A 21,245-nucleotide genomic window follows, 5' to 3' on the forward strand; every position below is an offset into this window, starting at 1 on the left:
CCCGCACCGCCCCCGACGTCAGCGGATGTACGCCGTGGCCCACCGCCCGACGACCGCGTACGCGGCGTCGCGCACCGGCCGCGGCGACAGGACGACGTCGTGCAGCGCGTCCTCGATCGTCGCCACCGTGACGAGCGGGCCGAGCCGCAGCGCGCGTTCGGCGATGACGTCGACCTCGAGCACGACGTCGCTCCGGCGCATCTCCTCGTCCCACACCGGGGCGATGAACGAACGGGCGGACCGAAGCAGGAGGATCGGGGCGTCGATCCGGAGCCCGGCGGCGACCTGGGCGTGCCCGGCGAGGATCGCGGACAGCCAGCCGTACCGCACCGGGAACCCGTGCTCGGGCCGCCACGCCTCGACGAGCGGCCACTCGCCGTCCTGGTCGGCGGAGATCGTCCGGTGGTAGAACCCCGGGTCCACGGTGGGCAGCGGCCGGAGCGGCTGAGCGCGCGCGATCTCGCGGATCACCGGCCCCGAGAGCGTGCGCATCAGCTGCGAGCCCTGCAGCTCGAGCCACGGCGACACCAGGACCAGGGCCGCGAGACGCCCCGGGTGGCGGTGCGCCCACAGCGGGACCGTGAGCCCGCCGGTGGAGTGCGCCATGATCACCAGCGGGAGCGCTCCGACGTCGTCGGCCACGGCGTCGATCGCGGCAGCGAGGTCGTCGTCGTAGGTCGCGAGGTCGGCGGTGTAGCCCGGCGTCTGGTGGACGCGCAGGCTGCGCCCGTACTTGCGCAGGTCGACGGCGTAGAGCGCGCCGCCGAGCCCGGCCCACATCGGGCCCAGCTCGGTGTGCAGGAAGTAGTCGGTCCAGCCGTGCACGTACAGGACGGCGAACGCGGGCCGCCGGACCGGCCGGCGCCCCTCGGGTCGGTACCGCACGAGCGTCGTGACGACGTCGCCCTCCGCGTCCTCGCCGAGCGGGAGCGTGCGGGCCTCGTAGTCCGGCCCGAGCACGTCCGAACCCCACCGCCCCTCAGGAGGTGGGTCAGGGAGCGAGTCGGCACTGAACCGGGCGAGGTGCTGCGCGTCGCGGATCGTGGCCACGGCGTCCCCGAGCCGGTTCAGCGGTGCTGGGCGGATCGCGCGCGGCCGGGTCATGGCGCCGTCAGGTCACAGGAGCGGGAGGTGCGCCGACAGGTCGGGGAGCCCGTCGCTCAGCGCTCCGGGCCGCAGGGCGTCGCCGCGCTCGCGCCAGGCGAGCCGTCCCGAGGCGAGGCGGACCCAGGTGCGCTCGTCCCCGACGACGACCTGGGTGCCGGCCCGTGAGTTGAGCAGCCGGAGGAACTCCTCGGCGACGAGGGTGCGGGCCGTCGGGTCGACGGGTGACGTGACGGGCACGGACCGCGCGAGGTCGTCCGCGTGCACGACGAGCTCGATGAGGCGGGTCATGACGACGTCGGACAGCCGCATCGGCCCGCGTCGGGAGCGAACGAGAGGGTCGGGCCCTCCTCGGTGCAGCTGGTCGAGGTGCGTGAACGCGCGCGTGCCCTCGGCCTCGATCCCGGCGACCCGGTCGGACGCGATGCGCTGCGACTCGGCGACGGTGCGGGCGCTGGTCGACGACGCCGAGTCGCCGTACTGGCCGATGTAGTCGCCGATCTCGAGGCGGCGCTCATCGGTGGGGCCGTCGATGGGCTCGCAGACCGTCAAGCCGTTCATCGCGATGCCGAGGTGCGCGACCAGGTCCCCGACGCTCCACCCGGGCAGCACGCTCGGCTCGTCGAACGCCGTGTCGTCGAGCTGCTCGACCCAGGCGAGGAGCGCGTCCCACTGCTCGCGGAGATCGGCTTCGACGACGGCGTGTCGGGTGGGGGTGTCGGTCACGTCGCGACCCTAGCGCGGAGCGCGCGCGGGCCGCTCGGGCTCAGGCCCGCGTGACGGGCGCGACCTCGTGGAGGAACGCAGCGACGATCGGCCCGAGCGTGTCGAACTCGACGAGGAACCCGTCGTGGCCGTGGTCGGAGCGCACGACGTGCAGGTCGGCATGGCCGATCCCGCGGGCGATCCGCGCGGACTGGGCGGGCAGGAACAGGCGATCGGAGTCGACGGCGACGACGAGTGCGCGCGACGTGATGCCGGCCAGCGCCGACTCGACGCCGCCCCGGTCGCGGCCCAGGTCGTGCGTCAGCATCGACTGGGTGAGGACGACGTAGCTGTTGGCGTCGAACCGGCGCACCAGCTTGGCCCCGTGGTGGTCGAGGTAGGACTGCACGGCGAAGCGGCCGTCGCCGTCCATCGGGTCCTCGCCGCCCTGCGGGATCCGCCCGAACCGCGTGTCGAGCTCGGCCGCGCTGCGGTACGTCGTGTGCGCGATCTGCCGCGCGACTGCGAGCCCGAGGTGCGGGCCGTCGTCGTCGGCCGCCGCGTAGTAGTCGCCGCCACGGAACCGCGGGTCGGACCGGATGGCGCCGAGCTGCGCGTGCGCCCACGCGATCTGGTCGCCGCTGGTCTGCGCCGCCGTGGCGATCGCGGCGATCGCTCGCACGCGGTCGGGGGCGCTCGCCGCCCACTCGAGCACCCGGTGCCCGCCCATCGACGCGCCCACGACGAGTGCCCACGTGCCGATGCCGAGGTGGTCGGCGAGCTCGATCTCGGCCGCGACCTGGTCCCGCACCGTGACGTACGGGAACCGGCTGCCCCACGGTGTCCCGTCCGGCGCGGCCGACGACGGCCCGGTGCTGCCCTGGCACCCGCCGAGCACGTTCGGGGCGACCACGTAGTACCGGTTCGTGTCGATCGGCCGGCCGGGGCCGACCATCTCGGACCACCACCCGGCCGTGGGGTGGCCGGGACCCGCCGTTCCGGTCACGTGCGAGTCGCCGGTGAGCGCGTGCAGGACGAGGACGGCGTTGTCGCCGGCGGCGTTCAGCGTGCCCCACGTCTCGTACGCGAGTCGGACGCGCGGCAGCCGGCCGCCGGCCTCGAGGGTGAGGGGGCCGAGGTCCGCGAACCGCCGGTCCCCGACCGGGTCGCCGTCCCGCCATGCCGCGCTCGCGGCGACGGCGCCCCCGGACGTCGCCGACCGGCCACGTGACGCGGGCACGAGGCTGTTCGGCTGCAGGGCGGACGGGACGCCGGACGGCGGGAGCACCGTCCGATGGTACGGCCCGGCCTGGGGACCGGCGGTCTCGCTCATCGTGGGTTCACGCGGCGCCGGACGGCGTGGAGGCGCCCTCGAGCGCGCCCTTGGCGGCCCGGAAGCCGGCCTCGAGGTCCGCGAGGATGTCGTCGACGTGCTCCAGGCCGACGGAGAGCCGCACGAGCCCGGGCGTGACGCCGGAGAGTGCCTGCTCCTGCGGCGTGAGCTGGCTGTGCGTCGTCGACGCCGGGTGGATGACGAGCGAGCGGACGTCGCCGATGTTCGCCACGTTGGAGTGCAGCTCCAGCGCGTCGACGAACGCGCGGCCGGCGTCCGCCCCGCCGTCGAGCTCGAACGCGAGCACGGCACCCGCACCCTTCGGCAGGTACTTCTGCGCCGTGGCGTGCCAGGGGCTGGACGGCAGGCCGGCGTAGTGGACGGCGCGGACGTCGTCGCGTGCGTCCAGCCACTCGGCCACGCGCTGGGCGTTCGCGACGTGCCGCTCGATGCGGAGCGACAGCGTCTCGATGCCCTGCGCCAGGAGGAACGCGTTGAACGGTGAGATCGCGGGGCCGAGGTCGCGCAGCAGCTGGACCCGTGCCTTGAGCACGAACGCGAGGTTCGCGCCCAGGGCGCCGTTCACGCCGAGGTCCCGGGCGAACACCAGGCCGTGGTAGCTGGGGTCGGGGGTGTTGTAGTTCGGGAAGCGGTCCGGGTGGGCGGCGAAGTCGAACGAGCCGCCGTCGATGATGACGCCGCCGATCGCTGCCCCGTGCCCGCCGAGGTACTTGGTGGTGGAGTGGACCACGATGTCGGCGCCGTGCTCGAACGGGCGCACGAGGTACGGCGTCGCGACGGTGTTGTCCACGATCAGGGGGACCCCGGCGTCGTGCGCGAGGCCCGCGACGAGCTCGATGTCGAGCACGTCGGAGCGCGGGTTCGGGATCGTCTCCGCGAAGAACAGCTTGGTGTTGGGCTGGATCGCCGCCCGCCACTCGTCGGCGTTCGCGGCGTCCTCGACGAACGTCGTCGTGACGCCGAACTTGGGCAGCGTGTAGTGGAGGAGGTTGTAGGTGCCGCCGTACAGGCTGGCGCTCGCGACGACGTGGTCGCCGGCCTCTGCGATGTTGAGGATCGCGAGGCTCTCGGCCGCCTGGCCGCTCGCGACGAGCAGCGCGCCGACGCCGCCCTCGAGGCTCGCGAGGCGCTCCTCGACCACCTGCTGCGTCGGGTTCCCGATGCGCGTGTAGATCGGGCCAAGGTCCTGCAGTGCGAAACGGTTCGCTGCCGTGTCCGCATCCGGGAAGACGAACGACGTCGTCTGGTAGATCGGGAGGGCGCGGGCGCCGGTCGTCGGGTCGGGGCTCTGGCCGGCGTGAATCTGACGGGTCTCGAACGACCAGCCGTTCTGAGTGCTCATGGTGTTCTCCTGCTCAGGTGGGTGGATGCCTGGCGGGAGCACGTGGCGCGTCCCCCGGCAGGGCGGTGGGCGTGTGCACGTCGGGAGCGCCGCCCCGTCCATGGGGCTGCCGCGAGGGCTGTGCGCGAGCGCGCCGAACGTGCGCGTCAGCGACACATTCGGCAGAACATGGCTCGCAGAATACGGCCGTGACGCGGACGCCGACCAATTCGTGGGATGACGTCTCGCATCGTGAGATGTGGCGGCACCAGGCTTGTCGGCCGCACCAGCCACGCTCGGGTCCGCCAGGTGCGAGGTCCTCGTCGACGCGCGATCTCGGGCCTCGCGCGTCGACGAGAACCTCGCGCCTCCACACCAGTCGAAGGCCTCTCCGCGCTTGTAAAGTGACGGATGTGCACAGTGTGACGTGTGTGAATTGTGAGGCTCGTGTTTCCATTTGCGGGAAGTCTCGCTAGGGTCGATCGGGCGCCAGGGTTCCGGTTGTCAACGCGACACGCCGGGATGTCGGCGGCAGACTGCCAGGACGAGCGGGTGTGGACCCGCCTTCGACGGAGGTGACCGGCGTGGCGCGAGCGCTCCCCGCACGACGTCTGGCCCGGCTCGTCGCCGCGCTCGGTGCGGCGTCCCTCGGTGCCGGCCTGCTCGCGACCGCAGCCGCGGCGGAGCCGACGATCCCGAGCGAGGACGACGTCGAGTCGGCGCAGCAGGACGTCGACGACGCCGCCGGGCGGGTGGCCGCCCTCGAGGCGCAGCTCGCCCAGGCGAGCGCGGACCTCGAGGCGGCGGAGATCGCCGCGGCGGTGGCGGCCGAGGACTACAACGAGGCCCAGGTCGCGCTCGATGCCGCCGAGGCCGAGGTCGTCGATGCCGACGCCAGGGCCGCCGTCGCCGCCGACGAGGCCGAGGTGGCGCGCGCGGACCTCGCGGCGATCGCCATGACCGCCTACCGCGACGGGGGCGGCGCCGTCAGCAGCGTGGAGGTCTTCCTCGGGGCGAACGGCCTCGAGGACGTGCTTCGCCGCAGCTCCGCCTACGACCGCGCCGGGAGCGCTGCGGACGAGGCGCTGCAGCGGATGTCAGCCGCGCAGCTCGTCGCGGACACGCTCGCTGAGCGCGCGGCGCAGGCGCGGGACGACGCCGAGTCGGCCGCAGCAGCGCTCGAGGCCGCCGCGACCGAGGCGCAGGACGCCGCGGACGCGGCCCTCGCCCAGCAGGCGGCGACGGCGGCGACGGTGGAGTCGGCGACGGCGGAGCTCGCCGCTCTGCGGCAGACGAGCGTCGAGGTCGAGCGGCAGCGGCAGGAGGGGCTCGAGGCCGCCCAGCGCGAGCGCGAGAACCGTGCCGAGCGGGATCGGGTCGCGGAGGAGACCAACCCTCCTCCGGCGCAGCCGCCCGCACAGGAGCCGCCCGCCGGCGGTGGCGGCGGTGGTGGTGGGTCCGCCCAGCCGCCCCCCGCACCGAACCCGCCCCCGGCGCCGAACCCGCCGCCGGCCCCCGAGCCGCCGCCCGCGCCGAACCCGCCGCCGGCCACCGGCGCCGGCCAGGTCGCGCTCAGCTGGGCGATGACGCAGCTCGGCAAGCCCTACGAGTGGGGTGCCGAGGGTCCTGGCACGTACGACTGCTCCGGGCTCACGATGCGCGCGTGGCAGCAGGCCGGCGTGAACCTGGGGCGCACCACGAGGCAGCAGTGGGCGCAGACGGCGCGCGTCTCCTCGGGCCAGCTCCAGCCGGGCGACCTCATCTTCTACTCGAACAACGGCGCGGCCAGCGGGATCTACCACGTGGCGATCTTCGCGGGCGACGGGATGCGCCTGCACGCCCCGGCTCCCGGGAAGACCGTCGAGCTCGTGCCGATCTGGTGGACGAACGTCATCGGCTTCGGCCGGCCGGGCTGACCCGACGCCACCGCACCGTGGAGCCCGGTGCACCAGGTGGCGCCACGCGCCGTCAGATGTACCCAGCCAGAGGTCGGCCGCTCAACGTGCGCCACGGAACCGGACCGCCGCGGGCCGACGCCCACGTACGATGCCCGGGTGACCGACACCCTCACCACTGCCCTGACCGCACCTGAGGTGCGACCCGCCGTCGTCGCCGACATCGCCGCCCTGGTGGACTCCGAGGTCTCGGGCCTCGGAGGCATCTCCGGGATCGCGATCAAGGGCGCGTACGCCGCTGCGAAGAAGCGCAGCTCCACCGCCGTGTCGCGCGGCATCGACTCCGAGCTCGACACGATCCTCGGCGTGCTGCAGCCGCACTGGGACGCCTACCGCGCGAACGGTGGGGCGAGCTTCGGGGCGTATCTGCAGGCGCACGACGGCGTCGCTGACGAGATCCTGTCCGTGGCCGAGGCGCAGGCGAAGGCTCGCGGTGCGGAGAAGATGTACGGCCCGTTCGCCGGCCAGGCGCGCAAGATCCTCGTCGGCGCCCTGCCCGGGCTGGGCGATATCGTGGAGAAGCACGCCGCCTGACCCCCTTCGGGGAGGGTCAGTGGCCGTGGCCGAGCTCGAACTCGGTGCCCTTCGCGCGCTCGAACGAGCGGACGATCTCGGCCTCGGCCTCCTCGCGGCCGACCCAGTGCGCGCCCTCCACGGACTTGCCGGGCTCGAGGTCCTTGTAGACCTCGAAGAAGTGCTGGATCTCGAGCCGGTGGAACTCCGACACGTCGTCGATGTCGGTCCGCCACGAGGCGCGCTGGTCGCCGGTCGGCACGCAGAGCACCTTGTCGTCGCCCCCGGCCTCGTCGCGCATCCGGAACATGCCGAGCGCGCGGCACTGGATGAGGCAGCCGGGGAACGTGGGCTCCTCGAGGAGCACGAGCGCGTCGAGCGGGTCGCCGTCCTCGCCGAGCGTCCCTTCGATGAACCCGTAGTCGTCGGGGTAGCGCGTCGAGGTGAAGAGCATGCGGTCGAGGCGGATCCGGCCGGTCTCGTGGTCCACCTCGTACTTGTTGCGCTGCCCCTTGGGGATCTCGATCGTGACGTCGAAGTCCACTGCTGCCCTCTCTCGATGTACCCCGCGTCCCGAGACGGCGGGCGCGGGAAGTGCCGGCCCCTAGTGTGACGCACCGGGCGGGCACGCCACGACGCCGGTCGGTCGCGATCCTCCTGCCCTTGTCGTCTCTGTCGCTGTCCTCCTGCGCTCGTTCCTCGCTCCGGAGCCCTCGCTCGACCTACCCTTGCGGCATGCGCACCCGGACCCGGCTCGTCGTGGCGGGTCTCGCCGTCGTCGTCGTGGGCGGCTACGCCGTCGCTGACGCGGCCGACGTCGTCCCGGGCGTGCTGACCACCGTCCCGCCGTGGCCGGAGGCCGAACCGTTCCCCACGGTGACGCTCCCGGCGGAGCCGGTGCGCCCGCTCGTGCTGCCGGACCTGGACCCCGACGCGCCGATACCGGACCCGGCAGCGCTCGAGCCGGGCGTCGCGGCGCTCCGCGGCGACGACGCCGTCGGGTCACCTCCGGGAGTCGTCGTGGCCGACGTCGCCACGGGTGAGGTGCTGGTGAGCGCCGACGCGGAGACGGGCCGCGCCCCGGCGTCGACCCTCAAGCTGCTGACGGCGACGGCGGCCGTGAGCGCGCTCGACCTGTCCTCGCGCATCCCGACGACGCTCGTGCAGGACGGCGCTGACCACCTGGTGCTCGTGGGGCACGGCGACATGGCGCTCGCCGCCGGCGCCGGCGACCCGGACGCCACGATCGGCCGGGCCGGCCTCGCGGACCTCGCCGCGGAGGCGGCGAGCGTGCTGCAGGCAGCGGGCACGACGTCCGTGTCGCTGGCGGTCGACGACTCCCTGTTCACCGGACCGGAGTACGCGCCGGGCTGGGAGCCCGTGGACTTCACGCAGGGGTGGGTGGCGCCCGTCTCGGCCCTCGCCGTCGAGGTCGGGCACATCGACGGGCGCCTGCAGCGGGACACGGACCCGGCGATGGGTGCGGCGAACGCGTTCGCCGCCGCGCTCGAGGACGCCGGCGTCGAGGTCCGTGGCGCGCCGGTGCGGGGCCGCGCCGGCGACGGGGTCCAGGAGGTCGCCCGCGTGGAGTCGGCGACGATCCGCGAGCTCGTGGAGCACACCCTGCAGCTCTCGGACAACACGCTCAGCGAGGTGCTCGGACGTCTCGTGGCGCTGGAGCACGGCCAGGAGGCGAGCTTCGAGGGTGCGACCCGCGCCATCATCGCCGAGCTCGCGGCCACCGGCCTCGACACCGGCGGCACGGTGCTCGTGGACTGCTCCGGGCTGTCGTCCCGGAGCCGCGTCGCCCCACGGCTGCTCTCGGACCTGGTGCTGGCGATCACGCGCCCGGACACCCCGGGGCTGCTCGCGGCGGCGTCGGCGATGCCCATCGCCGGGCTCGAGGGCACGCTCGCGGACCGGTACTCCAGCGAGGCGGCGGGCCTGGTGCGGGCCAAGACCGGCACGCTCGCCGTCGTCGTCTCCCTCGCGGGGAACGTCGTGACGGCGGACGGCCGCCAGCTCGCGTTCGTGGTGATGGCCGACGGCGTCCCGCGCGCCGGCACGTTCGCGGCGCGGGTGGCGATCGACGAGTGGGTGTCGTCGCTCGCGGCGTGCGGCTGCACGTAGCGGCGGGCGCCCTCAGTCGTCGATCCACCGGTTGTGGCGCAGCCGCAACCCGCGGTCGATCGCGGCGAGGACGCCGCCCACCTGCAGGGCGGTGTTGAGCGGTCCCGGCAGGTCGAGCGCGAACGACGGCACGCCGTCGATCCACACCCCGAGGACGTCGAGCAGCCGAGGGACCTGCGTGACGATGGCGGCGACGAGCACCGTCCACGAGGCGGCGGCGACGGCGCGGCTCGCCGTGGGGTGCTCGGCGTGCACGCGTGCGCGCCAGGCCTCGGCGGTGCCGTCGGCGGGCGGCACGTCGTGCGTGACGCCGTCGGGCGTGATCAGGCGGACGTACCGCATGCCGTACGTCGCCGTCCGGGCGGTGATCGCGGACCCGTCGTCGAGGTCGAAGCGGACCCGCCCGCGCTGCTCGTCCACGAGGGCGCCGTCGCGGTACAGGCGGATCCGCTCGTCCCAGTCGAAGAAGTCGACGTCCACGACCCACGTGTGCCCGCCGTGCCGGACCGTGAACGCGCTGCGGTTGACGAACTGCCAGCCCTGCACGGGCCGGTAGGACTCCTCGTCGGTGGACACGGCTCCACGACACCAGGCGCTGACGGCGGCGTCGTCGGCACTTCGACGGGTCTCGCGCCTACATCCTCCGGCGGACCCGTCCGCGCGTCGCCGCGGGGGATCAGACCTAGGCTGGGTCGATGCAGCCCGAGGACGCGATCGACGGGGACGCTGGCCGAGCCGCGATCGACTGGGACGCCGCGGCGCGTCGCGCGGCACGCGTCGTCCGCGCCGGACCCCCGATCGACCGGCCCGGCCTCGACGCGCTGGTCAGCTCGCTGCGGGAGGCCGCAGCCGACGCGCCCGCGTACGTCGCCGAGGTGACCCGCCTCCCGGACGCGGCGCGCGCCGTCGAGTCCGGCACCGTGCTCGTCCTGGACCGCCCGCGCTGGGCGGCCTCCGCCGTCGACACGTTCCGCACGCTCACCGACGGGCTCCTCCCGGCGACGAAGATGCCCGGTGGCGCGACGCTCGCGGGGGAGCAGGTCGGCCTGCTGCTCGCCCTGCTCGCCACGCGCGTGCTCGGCCAGTACGACCCGTACGCACGGCCGGCGTCGGCGGAGCGCCCCGGCCGCCTCGTGCTCGTCGCCCCGAACGTGCTGCACGTCCAGCGCCAGCTCGGCGCCGACCCGCAGGACTTCCACCTCTGGGTGTGCCTGCACGAACAGACGCACGCGGTCCAGTTCGCGGCGGCGCCGTGGCTGGCCGACCATCTCGCCGAGCAGATCCGCGAGATCGTGGGCGCGCTCGCGGACGTGCCGGCCCAGGGCCGCCGCCTTGGCGACCTCCTGCGCGGCGTGCGGCGCGTGCTCGAAGGTCCCGGTGAGTCCGACGACGACGACGCCCCGTCGTCAGCGACGCCGTCGCTCCTCGAGGCGGTGCTCGAGCAGCCGGAGCAGGAGCGGATGGACCACGTGCTGGCCACGATGTCGCTGCTCGAGGGGCACGCGGACGTCGTCATGGACGCCGTGGGGCCGCGCGTGATCCCGAGCGTGGCGACGATCCGGGCGTCGTTCGAGAAGCGGCGCGACACACGCGGCACCGACCTGCTGATCCGGCGTCTGCTCGGCATGGACGCGAAGCTCCTGCAGTACCGGCAGGGGGCGGCGTTCGTGCGCGGCGTGCTGGACCGGGTCGGCCACGACGGGCTCGCCGCCGTCTGGGCCACGCCCGACCACCTGCCGACTCCCGCGGAGATCCTCGCCCCCGAGGCGTGGGTCGCGCGCGTGCACGGCTGACGGCCGCGGTCGCCAGATGACGAGCCAGCACCGCCTCGCCGGGCGCCGCGCGGACCGCGCCGCGAGGGCGGCGTGAGCGGTCCGCACCCGTCGGTGGCGGCGGCGCGGAACGCCGTCCGGGCGCTGCTCGCGGAGCTCGAGCCGGCCAGGGGCGTGCTCGTCGCGTGCTCCGGCGGCGCGGACTCGCTGGCCCTGGCGGCGGCGACGGCGTTCGTCGCGCCGCGCGCCGGCCGCGCCGCCGGTGCCGTCGTCGTCGACCACGCGCTCCAGGCCGGCAGCGCCGAGGTCGCGGCGCGCGCCGCCGACCAGTGCCGCGGGCTGGGGCTCGAGGCCCGCGTGGTCCGGGTGGACGTCGACATCGCGCTGGGCGGCCCCGAGGGTGCGGCCCGCGCCGCCCGGTACGCGGCGCTGGAGGCGGCCTCCCGCGAGGCGGGCGACGCCGTCGTCCTCCTCGGCCACACCCTCGACGACCAGGCCGAGACCGTCCTGCTGCGGCTCGCGCGCGGGTCCGGCGCACGGTCTCTCGCCGGCATGCCGCGCCGCCGCGGGGTGTTCGCCCGGCCCTTCCTCCACCTCGAGCGTGCCCGGCTCCGCGAGGTGGTCGACGCCGTCGGCCTCACCCCGTGGGAGGACCCGACGAACGCCGTCGACGGGCCGGCACGACGGGCCGACGGCGGCCCGCTGCCCCGGTCCGCGATCCGCGGCCGGGTGCTCCCCGCCCTGACCGAGGCGCTCGGGCCGGGCGTGCCGGCCTCCCTCGCGCGTTCGGCCGACCTGCTCCGCGAGGACGCCGACGCGCTCGACGCGTTCGCCGCCGACCTCCTGTCCACCGCGCGCGGCGAGGACGGGTCGCTCGACGTCGAGATCCTCGCCGCGGCGCCGCCCGCCGTCCGGCGCCGTGCGCTCCGCCGCGCCGCCCTCGACGCCGGGAGCCCGGCCGGCGACCTCGCGCACGTCCACGTCGAGGCGCTCGACGCGCTCGTGACCGGTTACCACGGCCAGGCCGGCGTAGACCTGCCGGGCGGTCGGCGGGCCGTGCGGGCCTGTGGCAGGCTGACGCTGTGAACGCCGACGACATGGGCGCCGACCTCGAGCACGTCCTGCTCACCCCTGACCAGATCGCGGAGCGGCTCGACGCCATGGCCGCGCAGATCGACGAGGACTACGCCGGCCGGGAGCTGCTGCTCGTCGGGGTCCTCAAGGGCGCCGTCATGGTCATGGCCGACCTGTCGCGGCGGCTCCACACCCCGGTGACGATGGACTGGATGGCCGTCTCGTCGTACGGGTCGGGCACGAAGTCGTCCGGCGTCGTGCGCATCCTCAAGGACCTCGACACGGACCTGCTCGGCCGTGACGTGCTCGTGGTCGAGGACATCGTGGACTCGGGGCTGACGCTGTCCTGGCTCGTGGCGAACCTGCGCAGCCGCAAGCCGGCGTCCGTCGAGGTCGCCGCCCTGCTGCGCAAGCCGGAGTCCGCGAAGGTCGACGTCGACCTGGCGTACGTCGGGTTCGACATCCCGTCGGAGTTCGTGGTCGGGTACGGCCTCGACTACGCGGAGCGCTACCGGACGCTGCCGTTCGTCGGAACGCTCGCGAAGCACGTCTACACGTCCTGACGGCGGGCGAGCGGGTCGTCGTCGCCCTCCTGCGTACTGCCCTGCGCGAACAGATGACGGTTCTCGTGCGTTGGTCGTATACCGTCACTGCGTGATGTTCCGAGCGGGAGGGACTGGCCGTACGGCCGCCACGGTATGAACGCCAAGAAGCTGACGCGCGGTCCTCTGCTGTGGATCGTCCTGCCCATCCTCGTGCTGCTGTTCGCGCTGAACCTGCTCCGGGGGTCCGGAGTCCAGACGATCGACACGTCGCAGGGCCTCGAGCTCCTGCGCGGCGACACCGTCGAGCAGGCCCAGATCACCGACGGCTACCAGCGCGTCAACCTGACCCTGACCGAGAACTTCGTGCCGGCGGAGGGCGAGGACAAGGGCACCTCCGTCCAGTTCTACTACGCCACGCCGCAGGCCGACGAGGTCGCCGAGCTCATCCGCGACGCCGACCCCGAGGGCGGGTACAACTCCGTCGTGCCGTCGACCCCGTGGTGGTCGACGCTCCTCATGACGATGCTCACGCTCGTCCTGATCGTCGCCGTCTTCTGGTTCTTCCTGTCCCGGATGCAGGGCGGGAACTCCCGGATGATGAACTTCGGGAAGTCCAAGGCGCGGCAGGTGAACGTCGAGAACCCCGAGGTGACGTTCGCCGACGTCGCGGGCGTCGACGAGGCGGTCGAGGAGCTCGTCGAGATCAAGGAGTTCCTCTCGGAGCCGGCGAAGTTCCAGGCGGTGGGCGCGAAGATCCCGAAGGGCGTCCTGCTGTACGGCCCGCCCGGCACCGGCAAGACGCTCATCGCCCGCGCCGTCGCGGGTGAGGCCGGCGTCCCCTTCTACTCGATCTCCGGCTCGGACTTCGTCGAGATGTTCGTCGGCGTCGGCGCCTCCCGGGTGCGCGACCTGTTCGAGCAGGCGAAGACGAACTCGCCGGCCATCATCTTCGTCGACGAGATCGACGCCGTCGGCCGGCACCGCGGCGCGGGCCTCGGCGGTGGGCACGACGAGCGCGAGCAGACGCTCAACCAGCTCCTCGTCGAGATGGACGGCTTCGAGGCGCACACGAACGTCATCCTCATCGCCGCCACGAACCGGCCCGACATCCTCGACCCGGCGCTGCTGCGCCCCGGCCGGTTCGACCGGCAGATCGCCGTCGAGGCGCCCGACCTGCAGGGCCGGCTCGCGATCCTGCGGGTGCACGCCAAGGGCAAGCCGATGACCGGCGACGTCGACCTCGAGGTCGTCGCCCGCCGCACGCCGGGCTTCTCCGGTGCCGACCTGGCGAACGTCCTCAACGAGGCGGCGCTGCTCACCGCCCGCTCGAACGCGCAGCTCGTCGACAACCGCGCGCTCGACGAGGCGATCGACCGCGTGATCGCCGGCCCGCAGAAGCGCACGCGCGTGATGAACGTCAAGGAGCGCAAGCTCACCGCGTACCACGAGGGCGGGCACGCGCTCGTCGCGGCGGCGCTGCGGTACACCGACCCCGTCACGAAGGTGACGATCCTGCCGCGCGGCCGTGCCCTCGGGTACACGATGGTGATGCCGATCGAGGACAAGTACTCGACCACGCGCAACGAGCTGCTCGACCAGCTCGCGTACGCCATGGGCGGCCGGGTGGCCGAGGAGCTCGTGTTCCACGACCCGACCACCGGCGCGTCCAACGACATCGAGAAGGCCACGGCGACCGCCCGCAAGATGGTCACGCAGTTCGGCATGAGCGAGCGCGTGGGCGCCCTGCGCCTCGGCCAGGCCGACGGCGAGGTGTTCCTCGGCCGCGACTACGGCCACCAGCGGGAGTACTCCGAGGAGATCGCCGGCGTCGTCGACGAGGAGGTCCGCCGTCTCATCGAGGCCGCGCACGACGAGGCGTGGGAGATCCTCACCACGTACCGCGACGTGCTCGACCAGCTCGTGCTCGAGCTCCTGGAGCGGGAGACGCTCAACCACGACGAGCTGGCCGAGGTCTTCACGGCGATCACGAAGCGCGACCCGCGTCCCGTGTGGCTGTCGAGCAACCGCCGCGGCGTGAGCGACCGCCCGCCCGTGAGCACGCCGGCGGAGATCGCCGCGGGCGAGGGCGACATGCTGCCGCAGGACCAGGCGGCCGCCGCGAACGACGACCACCCGGCGACCGAGGTCCACGAGGTCCCGCCGGAGGAGCCGGTGCGGGCCGACCGCGACGGCGAGCCGCTGGCCTGAGGTTCCGCGATGGCCTCCCCGGCCGGTGACGGTCGCGCCGTCCGCCCGTACGACGCCGCAGGTGTCGAGCGGGCGGTACGCGACCTGCTGATCGCCATCGGGGAGGACCCGGACCGCGACGGGCTCCGCGAGACCCCCGAGCGCCTCGCCCGCTCCTACGAGGAGATGTTCGCCGGGCTGCACACGGATCCCCGTGAGGCGGTTCAGACGTTCTTCGACCTCGAGCACAACGAGCTCGTGATCGTCAGCGACATCGCCGTGTACTCCGTGTGCGAGCACCACCTCCTGCCGTTCCACGGCGTCGCACACGTCGGGTACATCCCGGCCCCCTCGGGCCACGTGACCGGACTGAGCAAGCTGGCCAGGCTCGTCGAGGCGTACGCCCGCCGTCCGCAGGTGCAGGAGCGGCTGACCACGCAGATCGCCGACGCGCTGGTCCACGCGCTGGAGCCGCGCGGCGTCGTCGTCGTGCTCGAGTGCGAGCACATGTGCATGTCGATGCGCGGCGTCCGCAAGCCGGGCGCGAGGACCGTGACCTCGGCCGTGCGCGGCGCCCTGCGCGAGCCGGCGACGCGCGCCGAGGCCATGAGCCTGATCCGGGGTGCCCGCTAGGGTGACGCCCGTGCCGACAGCGACGAGCGTGCCGACGGGGCTGGGCGTGCCGGGCGACGCGCGGCGCACGCTCGTCATGGGCGTCGTCAACGTCACGCCGGACTCGTTCAGCGACGGCGGCCAGTGGCTCGCCGAGGACGTGGCCGTCGCGCACGGGGGCCGCCTGGTGGACGAGGGCGCCGACCTGCTCGACGTCGGCGGCGAGTCGACCCGTCCCGGTGCCGAGCGCACGCCCGCCGCCGAGGAGCTGCGCCGGGTGCGCGGCGTCGTCGAGCGCCTGGCCGCGGCGGGCGCCGTCGTCAGCATCGACACGATGCGCGCTGACGTCGCTCAGGCCTGCGTGGCGGCGGGTGCGGCCGTGGTCAACGACGTGTCCGGCGGGCAGGCGGACGTCGGGATGCTCGACGCGGTCGCCGCGCTGGGCGTGGACTACGTCGTCGGGCACTGGGACCCGTCCCGCACGCTCACGTCCCGCACGCCCGGGGACGTGACCGACGTCGTCGTCGACGACCTGGCCGCACGCCTCGCCGACGCACGCGCCGCAGGGATCGCGCAGGAGCGGCTCGTCGTCGACCCGTGCCTGGGGTTCGGCAAGGACGCGTCGGCGAACTGGGACCTGCTCGTCCACCTGGCCCGGCTGCGCGAGCTCGGGCACCGGGTGCTGGTCGGCGGCTCGCGCAAGCGCTTCCTGGGCGAGATCGTGGGTGCGGACCGCGCGCCGCGGGACCGTGACCACGCCACGGCGGCCCTGACCGCCCTGGCCGCCGCGGCCGGGGTGTGGGCGGTGCGGGTGCACGACGTCGGCCCGTCCGTCGACGCCGCACGCGTCGCGCAGGCGTGGATCCGGGCGGGCGGCACGGCCGGGACCGCCGGCGCCGCCGGGACTGCCGGCGCCGCCGGGATCGTGGGCCGAACGGGGAAGGAGACACGGGATGGTTGACCGCATCCGGCTCGCGGGGATCGCCGCGCGCGGGTTCCACGGCGTGCTGGAGAACGAGCGCACCGAGGGGCAGGCGTTCCTCGCGGACGTGACCCTCTGGCTCGACACGACGGCCGCCGCCGCCAGCGACGACCTCGCCGACACGGTGAGCTACGCGGACGTCGCCCAGGCCGTCGTCGGCGTCCTCACCGGGCCGCCGGTCGCGCTGCTCGAGACGCTCGCTCAGCGCGTGGCCGACGCCGTGCTCGCGTACCCGCTGATCACGTCCGTCGAGGTGACCCTGCACAAGCCCCAGGCGCCGATGCCCGTGCCGGTGGACGACGTCGAGCTGACGGTCGTGCGGTCCCGGCAGGGTGTCTCGGGCTACCCGAACGCCGGCCCGGTCGCGGCACCCTCCCCGGCGCCGGAGCCCGCGGCCCCGCCCGTGGTGGCGGAACCGGCGGCCGCGGCCGCCGTCCCGGTCGCGCCACCGGGCGCACCGATCCCCGACGCCCCGGAGCCCGCCGAGCAGCCGGCGCCCGCGGCACCGCCGGGCGTGCTGCACGCCCGGCCCGACGAGCCCGTCGGCGTGGTCCTCGCGCTCGGCGGGAACCTCGGCGACGTCCGCGCCACGCTGCGGTCGGCCATCGCCGAGCTCTCCGCCGTGGACGGGCTCGACATCGAGGCGGTCTCCCCGCTCGCCCGCACCGCCGCCGTCGTCGTCGACGGTGCCGAACCTCAGCCCGACTACCTCAACGCCGTCGTGCGCGCCACCACCGTGCTGAGCCCGCACGAGCTCCTCGACGTGGCCCACGAGGTCGAGCGCACCTACGGCCGGGAGCGGTCCGGCGAGGCCCCGTGGCCGCCGCGCACGCTGGACATCGACATCATCGACGTCGAGGGGGTCGTCGCGAGCGACGCGGCGCTCGACCTGCCGCACCCGCGCGCCCACCAGCGCGCGTTCGTGCTCGTGCCCTGGGCGCAGCTGGACGCGGCGGCGTTCCTCCCCGGCCTCGGCGGCGGGCCGGTCGACGTGCTCGCACAGACCGCGCCGGACCGCGACGGCGTCCGCTGGCTCGCGCTCGACTGGCTGGCCCCGGGCGACGCGGAGAGGTCCGGCGGCGAGGAGTGATGGAGCGCACGCGCGCGACGACGCTCGTCGCCGTCGCCTCGGTGTCGACCGCCGTGTGCCTCATCGCGCTCCGGCTGTGGGAGATGCGCGGCGGCGCCCCGGTACGCGTGCCGCTGCTGCTCGCCGTCGTGCTCGTGCTCGTGGCCGGTGTCGTGCTCGCGCTCGGGTGGCGCGTGCGCCGCTTCACGCTCGGCCGGGCCGATCTCGAGCCCATCGTTGCGGCCCGCATCCTCGCTCTCGCCAAGGCGTGCGCCGTCGTCGGCGCCCTCCAGGTCGGCTACCTGCTGGCCCAGCTGCTGCTCGTCGTCGGGCACGTCGAGGCACCCGAGCCCCGCGCGCAGGCGTGGGCGTGCGGGCTGGGGCTGCTCGGGGCGGGCACGCTCGTGGCGGCGTCCCTGATCGCCGAGTGGTGGTGCCGCGTGCCGAAGGACGACGACCGGGACGACGACCCTGACGACTCGGGCCCCGAGGACGACATCGGCGTGCATCCCTGGTGAGGAGTTCACCACCGGACGAGTCGCGGGGGAGAATGGCCGGATGACTTCCACGGACCAGCGCGACGACATCGCCTTCGCGCCGCCCGGCGTCACCTGGCACTCGGTCTCACCGAGGCTCGGCACGGTGCGGACGCTGCTCTGCGCGATCTGGCTCGGGATCCCGCTCGTCGGCGTCCTGGTGCTGGCCATCGCCGTCGGTGGGTGGACCTGGATCCTGCCCGCCGCACTCGCGCTCGTCCTGATCTGGGCGTTGTGGCTCGTCCCGCGGCAGGTCCGTGCCATGTCCTACGCCGAGCGGGAGGACGACTTCCTGTTCCGCAAGGGCGTGATGTTCCGGTCGCTCGTCGTCGTCCCGTACGGACGCATGCAATACGTCGACGTGTCCAAGGGTCCGCTCGCGCAGCGGTTCCGGATCGCGACCCTGCAGCTGCACACGGCGTCGGCGAGCACCGACGCCTCGGTGCCCGGGCTCGCGCCGGAGGAGGCCGCGCGCCTGCGTGACCGCCTCACCGCCCGGGGCGAGGCGCGGCTGGCGGGCCTGTGAGCCAGCCGCCGCCCACGCCGTCGGCCGGGCCGCCGCACGGTTCGGTCCCGACGCCGGGTCCGTACCCGCCGGCTCCGGGTTCGTACCCGCCAGCGCCGGGTCCCGTCCAGCCGGCCTCGGGTCCGTACCCGCCGGCCTCGAGTCCCGTCCCGCCGCCCCCCGGCGCCGTCCCGCCGCCGGGCGGCGGCCTCGAGGTCGACGCCGCCGGCTGGCGCCGGGTGCACCGCGTGACGCCCCTGCTGAACGCCTGGAAGGTCGCTGCGGCGCTCCTCGCGATCTTCGTGTGGCAGTACGCACGCGAGCTGTCCGAGCTGGACCTGCCGGGCGTGACGCTCGTGCTCGTGATCGTCGGGGTCATCGTCCTCGGCACCGTGATCGGCCTGGTGTACTCCTGGCTCGCGTGGCGCCGCCTGACGTTCCGGATCACCGCCGAGGCCGTCGTCATGCACTCGGGCGTGCTGTTCCGCCGTGAGCGCGACGTGCGCCTCGACCGTGTCCAGGCGGTCGACGTCACCCAGCCGCTGCTGGGCCGGATCTTCGGCTTCGCGGCGCTGAAGATCGAGTCCGCGGGTGGCGCCGAGTCAAACATCACGCTCAGCTACCTCACGGAGGACCAGGCTCAGGCGCTCCGGAACGAGATCCTGGCGCGCGCCGCCGGGCTCGAGGTGACGGCCGACGACGCCGGGCAGGTGGCGCCGGTCCCGCGGGCGCCGGAGCGCGAGGTGCTCGCCGTCGGCCCGGGGATGGTGCTCGGATCGCTCGCGCTGTCCGGCGCGACCATCGCGTTCGTCCTGCTCTGCGTCGGGGTCGCCGTCGGCGCGATCGCCGTGCGCTCGTGGGGCTTCGTGTTCTCGATCCTCCCGATGCTCCTCGGCTTCGGTGCGTACTTCTGGGGCCGGTTCAGCGGCGAGTTCTCGTTCCGGGCCGCGATCTCGCCGGACGGCATCCGGGTCCGGCACGGGCTGCTCGAGCACAAGGCACGCACCGTGCCGCCGGGCCGGATCCAGGCGGTGCAGATCCACCAGCCGCCGCTGTGGCGCCTCAAGGACTGGTGGCGCGTGCAGGTCAACATCGCCGCGTACGGGCCGGCGGGCCAGACGGAGAGCCTGCTGCTCCCCGTCGGCAGCCGGCAGGAGGCGCTGACGGCGTTGTGGCTGGCGCTCCCGGACCTCGGCGACGACGACGCGGCGACCCTGCTCGACTCCGGGCTCGTCGGGCGGGGCGACGCGGCGGGCTGGACGTCGAGCCCGCGGCGAGCCCGCTGGCTCGACCCGATGGCGTGGCGGCGCAACGGCTTCCGCATCACGCGCACGGCGCTGCTGCTGCGCGGCGGTTGGCTCTGGCGGACGCTGCAGGTCGTGCCCCACGAGCGCACGCAGTCGCTCGCCGTCGAGCGCGGTCCGTGGCAGCGCAGGCTGGGCCTGACGTCGTTCGCCGCGCACTCGACGAACGGGCCGGTGCGGCCGCGCGTCGCGCACCTCGACGCCGCGGTGGCGCTCGAGCTGCTGCTGGAGCAGTCCGAGCGCGCACACACGGCGCGGCAGGCCGCCGGCCCGGAGCAATGGATGCTGCGGGTGGCGCCCGACCTCGCGGCCGAGGCTGAGGCGCCGGCGGATCCCGCGGCCGAGGCTGAGGCGCCGGCGGATCCCGCGGCTCCCGCTGAGTCAGACCCCAGCGGCCGAGACAGACCCTCCGGAGGGTCTGGGTCGAACGCTCAGGCCTGACTCGGCGCGGCCACCAGCTCGCCGACGCCGATCGGCACGTCCAGCCGGTTGGCGGCGGGGGCGAGCGGGCACGCCCACTCCGGGTCGTAGGCGCACGACGGCGAGTACGCGAAGTTGAGGTCGAGCACGAGCCGGCCCGCGCCGTCGGTGCCGAGCGACGACCCGAGGTCCGCCCCCTTGACCGTGTCGACGACGTACCGGCCGCCACCGAACGTCGACGGGTGCGGGTCGGCGACCGGCACGAAGATCCCGCCCCCGTAGGCGGCGAGCCACCACACGGCGAGCGGGCCGAGCGGTGTGGGCGCGGTGCCGACCCGGACGAACGCGACGTCGCCGTCGGTCCCGGTCGGGTAGGTCCAGCGCTCGCCCGCGCCCTCGGGGTCGATCGCGACGTCGAACCGGAGCTCGGGGTCGTACGGGGCCACCGGCCACAGGTCGGCGACGGCGTCCCTCGCCTCCGCGGGCACGGGGCTGGCCGAGTGCGTGGCCAGCAGGTCGGTGCGACCGCGTGCCCAGGTGCCGTGGGCGGCGGCCGGGTCGTCGTGCGCGAGGAGGCGGACGCCGGCGTAGAGCCGCGCCGTCCGCCGTCGCCAGTCGAGGACGGACCAGGGGTCGGCGGGTGCGGCGGCGCTCATCGCTCCACCCTGCCGCATCCGGCCAGGGCGCGCGGCTGCCCGCGCCGGACCGGTTCCCAGCGAGCTCCCAGGAGCGTCCCGGCCGGAGCCCAGCGCGGGCGTCGATGCTCGGGGCACGACCCGGGAGGAGCACACGATGGCCGTCACGACGCAGTCGCCCAGCGGATGGTTCACGGCCACGGTGCGCCCGGTGGGCGACCTGGGGCGGGCGGACGCTGTCCGGATGCACGACGTGCTCGCCGCACTGGCCCCGAGCGCCGACGTCGTGGTGCTCGACCTCGAGGCGGCGAGACTGCGGGGCCGACGCGCCGCGGCGGTCGTCGAGGAGGCGGCCTCGGAGCTCGCCAGCCGGGGTGGCGCGCTGCTGTGCGTCCACGTGAGCGAGGCGGACGGCCTGGTGCTGGCGCTCTGCGCCCCGACGGCGGTCTGCCTCGGGCCTCGCGTCTGAGGCCGCGTTCGTACCTCGCCGGACCCCGGCTCCGAGCCGAGTGGCCCGCCGAG

At 74.6% G+C, this 21,245-nt stretch carries 21 protein-coding genes; 14 read left to right on the top strand and 7 right to left on the bottom strand.

Going from position 1 to position 21,245, the window contains the following annotated elements; translation table 11 throughout:
- Positions 1-18: 18 nt before the first annotated feature.
- Genes BCAV_RS03470 through BCAV_RS03485 form a run of 4 tightly spaced genes read right to left on the bottom strand, consistent with a single transcriptional unit; the run spans position 19 to position 4,505 of the window.
- On the bottom strand, positions 19-1,104 hold the full coding sequence (locus tag BCAV_RS03470; RefSeq protein ID WP_012725730.1) for an alpha/beta hydrolase: 1,086 nt from the start codon (positions 1,102-1,104) through the stop codon (positions 19-21).
- Between the two features lie 12 nt (positions 1,105-1,116).
- Entirely contained in the window at positions 1,117-1,830 is a 714-nt protein-coding gene (locus tag BCAV_RS03475) for a maleylpyruvate isomerase family mycothiol-dependent enzyme (RefSeq protein ID WP_012725731.1), read from the bottom strand.
- A gap of 40 nt (positions 1,831-1,870) precedes the next feature.
- Positions 1,871-3,142, bottom strand: a complete 1,272-nt coding sequence (metX, locus tag BCAV_RS03480) for a homoserine O-acetyltransferase MetX (protein ID WP_012725732.1) — start codon at positions 3,140-3,142, stop codon at positions 1,871-1,873.
- Between the two features lie 7 nt (positions 3,143-3,149).
- Positions 3,150-4,505 (bottom strand): bifunctional o-acetylhomoserine/o-acetylserine sulfhydrylase, encoded by a 1,356-nt coding sequence (locus BCAV_RS03485; protein WP_012725733.1) that lies wholly within the window; start codon positions 4,503-4,505, stop codon positions 3,150-3,152.
- 563 nt (positions 4,506-5,068) lie between these two features.
- Here BCAV_RS03485 and BCAV_RS21370 point away from each other — a divergent pair.
- Positions 5,069-6,400: a C40 family peptidase gene (locus BCAV_RS21370; RefSeq protein WP_144016700.1), complete on the top strand. Its 1,332-nt coding sequence runs from the start codon at positions 5,069-5,071 to the stop codon at positions 6,398-6,400.
- 138 nt (positions 6,401-6,538) lie between these two features.
- A complete protein-coding gene (locus BCAV_RS03495) occupies positions 6,539-6,973 on the top strand; it encodes a DUF6918 family protein (protein WP_012725736.1) in 435 nt (144 codons plus the stop codon).
- A gap of 16 nt (positions 6,974-6,989) precedes the next feature.
- Here the strand turns inward: BCAV_RS03495 and BCAV_RS03500 are convergent, their stop codons facing one another.
- Positions 6,990-7,496 carry an inorganic diphosphatase gene (locus tag BCAV_RS03500; protein WP_012725737.1) on the bottom strand — a complete coding sequence of 169 codons (507 nt, stop codon included), beginning with the start codon at positions 7,494-7,496 and terminating at the stop codon, positions 6,990-6,992.
- 191 nt (positions 7,497-7,687) lie between these two features.
- Between BCAV_RS03500 and dacB the strand changes: the two genes are divergently transcribed.
- A complete protein-coding gene (gene dacB / locus BCAV_RS03505; protein ID WP_012725738.1) occupies positions 7,688-9,082 on the top strand; it encodes a D-alanyl-D-alanine carboxypeptidase/D-alanyl-D-alanine endopeptidase in 1,395 nt (464 codons plus the stop codon).
- Positions 9,083-9,094: 12 nt separating this feature from the next.
- Here the strand turns inward: dacB and BCAV_RS03510 are convergent, their stop codons facing one another.
- A complete protein-coding gene (locus BCAV_RS03510) occupies positions 9,095-9,658 on the bottom strand; it encodes a hypothetical protein (protein WP_012725739.1) in 564 nt (187 codons plus the stop codon).
- Between the two features lie 119 nt (positions 9,659-9,777).
- Between BCAV_RS03510 and BCAV_RS03515 the strand changes: the two genes are divergently transcribed.
- From BCAV_RS03515 to BCAV_RS03560, 10 genes are all read left to right on the top strand, one after another.
- On the top strand, positions 9,778-10,875 hold the full coding sequence (locus BCAV_RS03515; RefSeq protein ID WP_012725740.1) for a zinc-dependent metalloprotease: 1,098 nt from the start codon (positions 9,778-9,780) through the stop codon (positions 10,873-10,875).
- Between the two features lie 72 nt (positions 10,876-10,947).
- A complete protein-coding gene (gene tilS, locus BCAV_RS03520) occupies positions 10,948-11,940 on the top strand; it encodes a tRNA lysidine(34) synthetase TilS (RefSeq protein ID WP_012725741.1) in 993 nt (330 codons plus the stop codon).
- 11 nt (positions 11,941-11,951) lie between these two features.
- Entirely contained in the window at positions 11,952-12,491 is a 540-nt protein-coding gene (gene hpt / locus BCAV_RS03525) for a hypoxanthine phosphoribosyltransferase (protein WP_012725742.1), read from the top strand.
- A gap of 135 nt (positions 12,492-12,626) precedes the next feature.
- Positions 12,627-14,681 (top strand): ATP-dependent zinc metalloprotease FtsH, encoded by a 2,055-nt coding sequence (gene ftsH, locus BCAV_RS03530; protein WP_012725743.1) that lies wholly within the window; start codon positions 12,627-12,629, stop codon positions 14,679-14,681.
- Between the two features lie 9 nt (positions 14,682-14,690).
- A complete protein-coding gene (gene folE, locus BCAV_RS03535) occupies positions 14,691-15,293 on the top strand; it encodes a GTP cyclohydrolase I FolE (RefSeq protein WP_012725744.1) in 603 nt (200 codons plus the stop codon).
- A 10-nt stretch (positions 15,294-15,303) separates the two neighbouring features.
- The gene (folP, locus tag BCAV_RS03540) at positions 15,304-16,233 is read left to right on the top strand and encodes a dihydropteroate synthase (protein WP_012725745.1); all 930 of its coding nucleotides are present in this window, start codon (positions 15,304-15,306) and stop codon (positions 16,231-16,233) included.
- Positions 16,226-17,344, top strand: a complete 1,119-nt coding sequence (folK, locus tag BCAV_RS03545; protein ID WP_012725746.1) for a 2-amino-4-hydroxy-6-hydroxymethyldihydropteridine diphosphokinase — start codon at positions 16,226-16,228, stop codon at positions 17,342-17,344. The genes folP and folK overlap by 8 nt, the downstream gene beginning before the upstream one ends.
- Positions 17,344-17,841, top strand: a complete 498-nt coding sequence (locus BCAV_RS03550; RefSeq protein ID WP_012725747.1) for a DUF3180 domain-containing protein — start codon at positions 17,344-17,346, stop codon at positions 17,839-17,841. The genes folK and BCAV_RS03550 overlap by 1 nt, the downstream gene beginning before the upstream one ends.
- 40 nt (positions 17,842-17,881) lie before the next feature.
- Positions 17,882-18,385, top strand: coding sequence for a PH domain-containing protein (locus BCAV_RS03555; RefSeq protein WP_012725748.1), 504 nt, complete (start codon positions 17,882-17,884; stop codon positions 18,383-18,385).
- 227 nt (positions 18,386-18,612) lie between these two features.
- Complete coding sequence (locus tag BCAV_RS03560; protein WP_245528936.1) at positions 18,613-20,109, top strand: PH domain-containing protein; 1,497 nt, start codon at positions 18,613-18,615, stop codon at positions 20,107-20,109.
- On the opposite strand, the gene BCAV_RS03565 is transcribed toward BCAV_RS03560, so the two are convergent.
- Positions 20,100-20,744 (bottom strand): DUF1684 domain-containing protein, encoded by a 645-nt coding sequence (locus BCAV_RS03565; RefSeq protein ID WP_012725750.1) that lies wholly within the window; start codon positions 20,742-20,744, stop codon positions 20,100-20,102. The genes BCAV_RS03560 and BCAV_RS03565 overlap by 10 nt on opposite strands.
- 136 nt (positions 20,745-20,880) lie before the next feature.
- Between BCAV_RS03565 and BCAV_RS03570 the strand changes: the two genes are divergently transcribed.
- The gene (locus BCAV_RS03570) at positions 20,881-21,192 is read left to right on the top strand and encodes a hypothetical protein (RefSeq protein ID WP_012725751.1); all 312 of its coding nucleotides are present in this window, start codon (positions 20,881-20,883) and stop codon (positions 21,190-21,192) included.
- Positions 21,193-21,245 lie beyond the last annotated feature (53 nt).

The organism is Beutenbergia cavernae DSM 12333 (assembly GCF_000023105.1).
GTDB classification, from domain to species: Bacteria; Actinomycetota; Actinomycetes; order Actinomycetales; family Beutenbergiaceae; genus Beutenbergia; species Beutenbergia cavernae.

Excerpts from the sequence above, each read along its gene's own strand:
- BCAV_RS03470 (WP_012725730.1), bottom strand. The coding sequence starts at position 1,104 with ATGACCCGGCCGCGCGCGATCCGCCCAGCACCGCTGAACCGGCTCGGG.
- metX (WP_012725732.1), bottom strand. The coding sequence starts at position 3,142 with ATGAGCGAGACCGCCGGTCCCCAGGCCGGGCCGTACCATCGGACGGTG.
- BCAV_RS03485 (WP_012725733.1), bottom strand. The coding sequence starts at position 4,505 with ATGAGCACTCAGAACGGCTGGTCGTTCGAGACCCGTCAGATTCACGCC.
- dacB (WP_012725738.1), top strand. The coding sequence starts at position 7,688 with ATGCGCACCCGGACCCGGCTCGTCGTGGCGGGTCTCGCCGTCGTCGTC.
- BCAV_RS03515 (WP_012725740.1), top strand. The coding sequence starts at position 9,778 with ATGCAGCCCGAGGACGCGATCGACGGGGACGCTGGCCGAGCCGCGATC.
- hpt (WP_012725742.1), top strand. The coding sequence starts at position 11,952 with ATGGGCGCCGACCTCGAGCACGTCCTGCTCACCCCTGACCAGATCGCG.
- ftsH (WP_012725743.1), top strand. The coding sequence starts at position 12,627 with ATGAACGCCAAGAAGCTGACGCGCGGTCCTCTGCTGTGGATCGTCCTG.
- folE (WP_012725744.1), top strand. The coding sequence starts at position 14,691 with ATGGCCTCCCCGGCCGGTGACGGTCGCGCCGTCCGCCCGTACGACGCC.
- folK (WP_012725746.1), top strand. The coding sequence starts at position 16,226 with ATGGTTGACCGCATCCGGCTCGCGGGGATCGCCGCGCGCGGGTTCCAC.
- BCAV_RS03550 (WP_012725747.1), top strand. The coding sequence starts at position 17,344 with ATGGAGCGCACGCGCGCGACGACGCTCGTCGCCGTCGCCTCGGTGTCG.
- BCAV_RS03555 (WP_012725748.1), top strand. The coding sequence starts at position 17,882 with ATGACTTCCACGGACCAGCGCGACGACATCGCCTTCGCGCCGCCCGGC.
- BCAV_RS03565 (WP_012725750.1), bottom strand. The coding sequence starts at position 20,744 with ATGAGCGCCGCCGCACCCGCCGACCCCTGGTCCGTCCTCGACTGGCGA.
- BCAV_RS03570 (WP_012725751.1), top strand. The coding sequence starts at position 20,881 with ATGGCCGTCACGACGCAGTCGCCCAGCGGATGGTTCACGGCCACGGTG.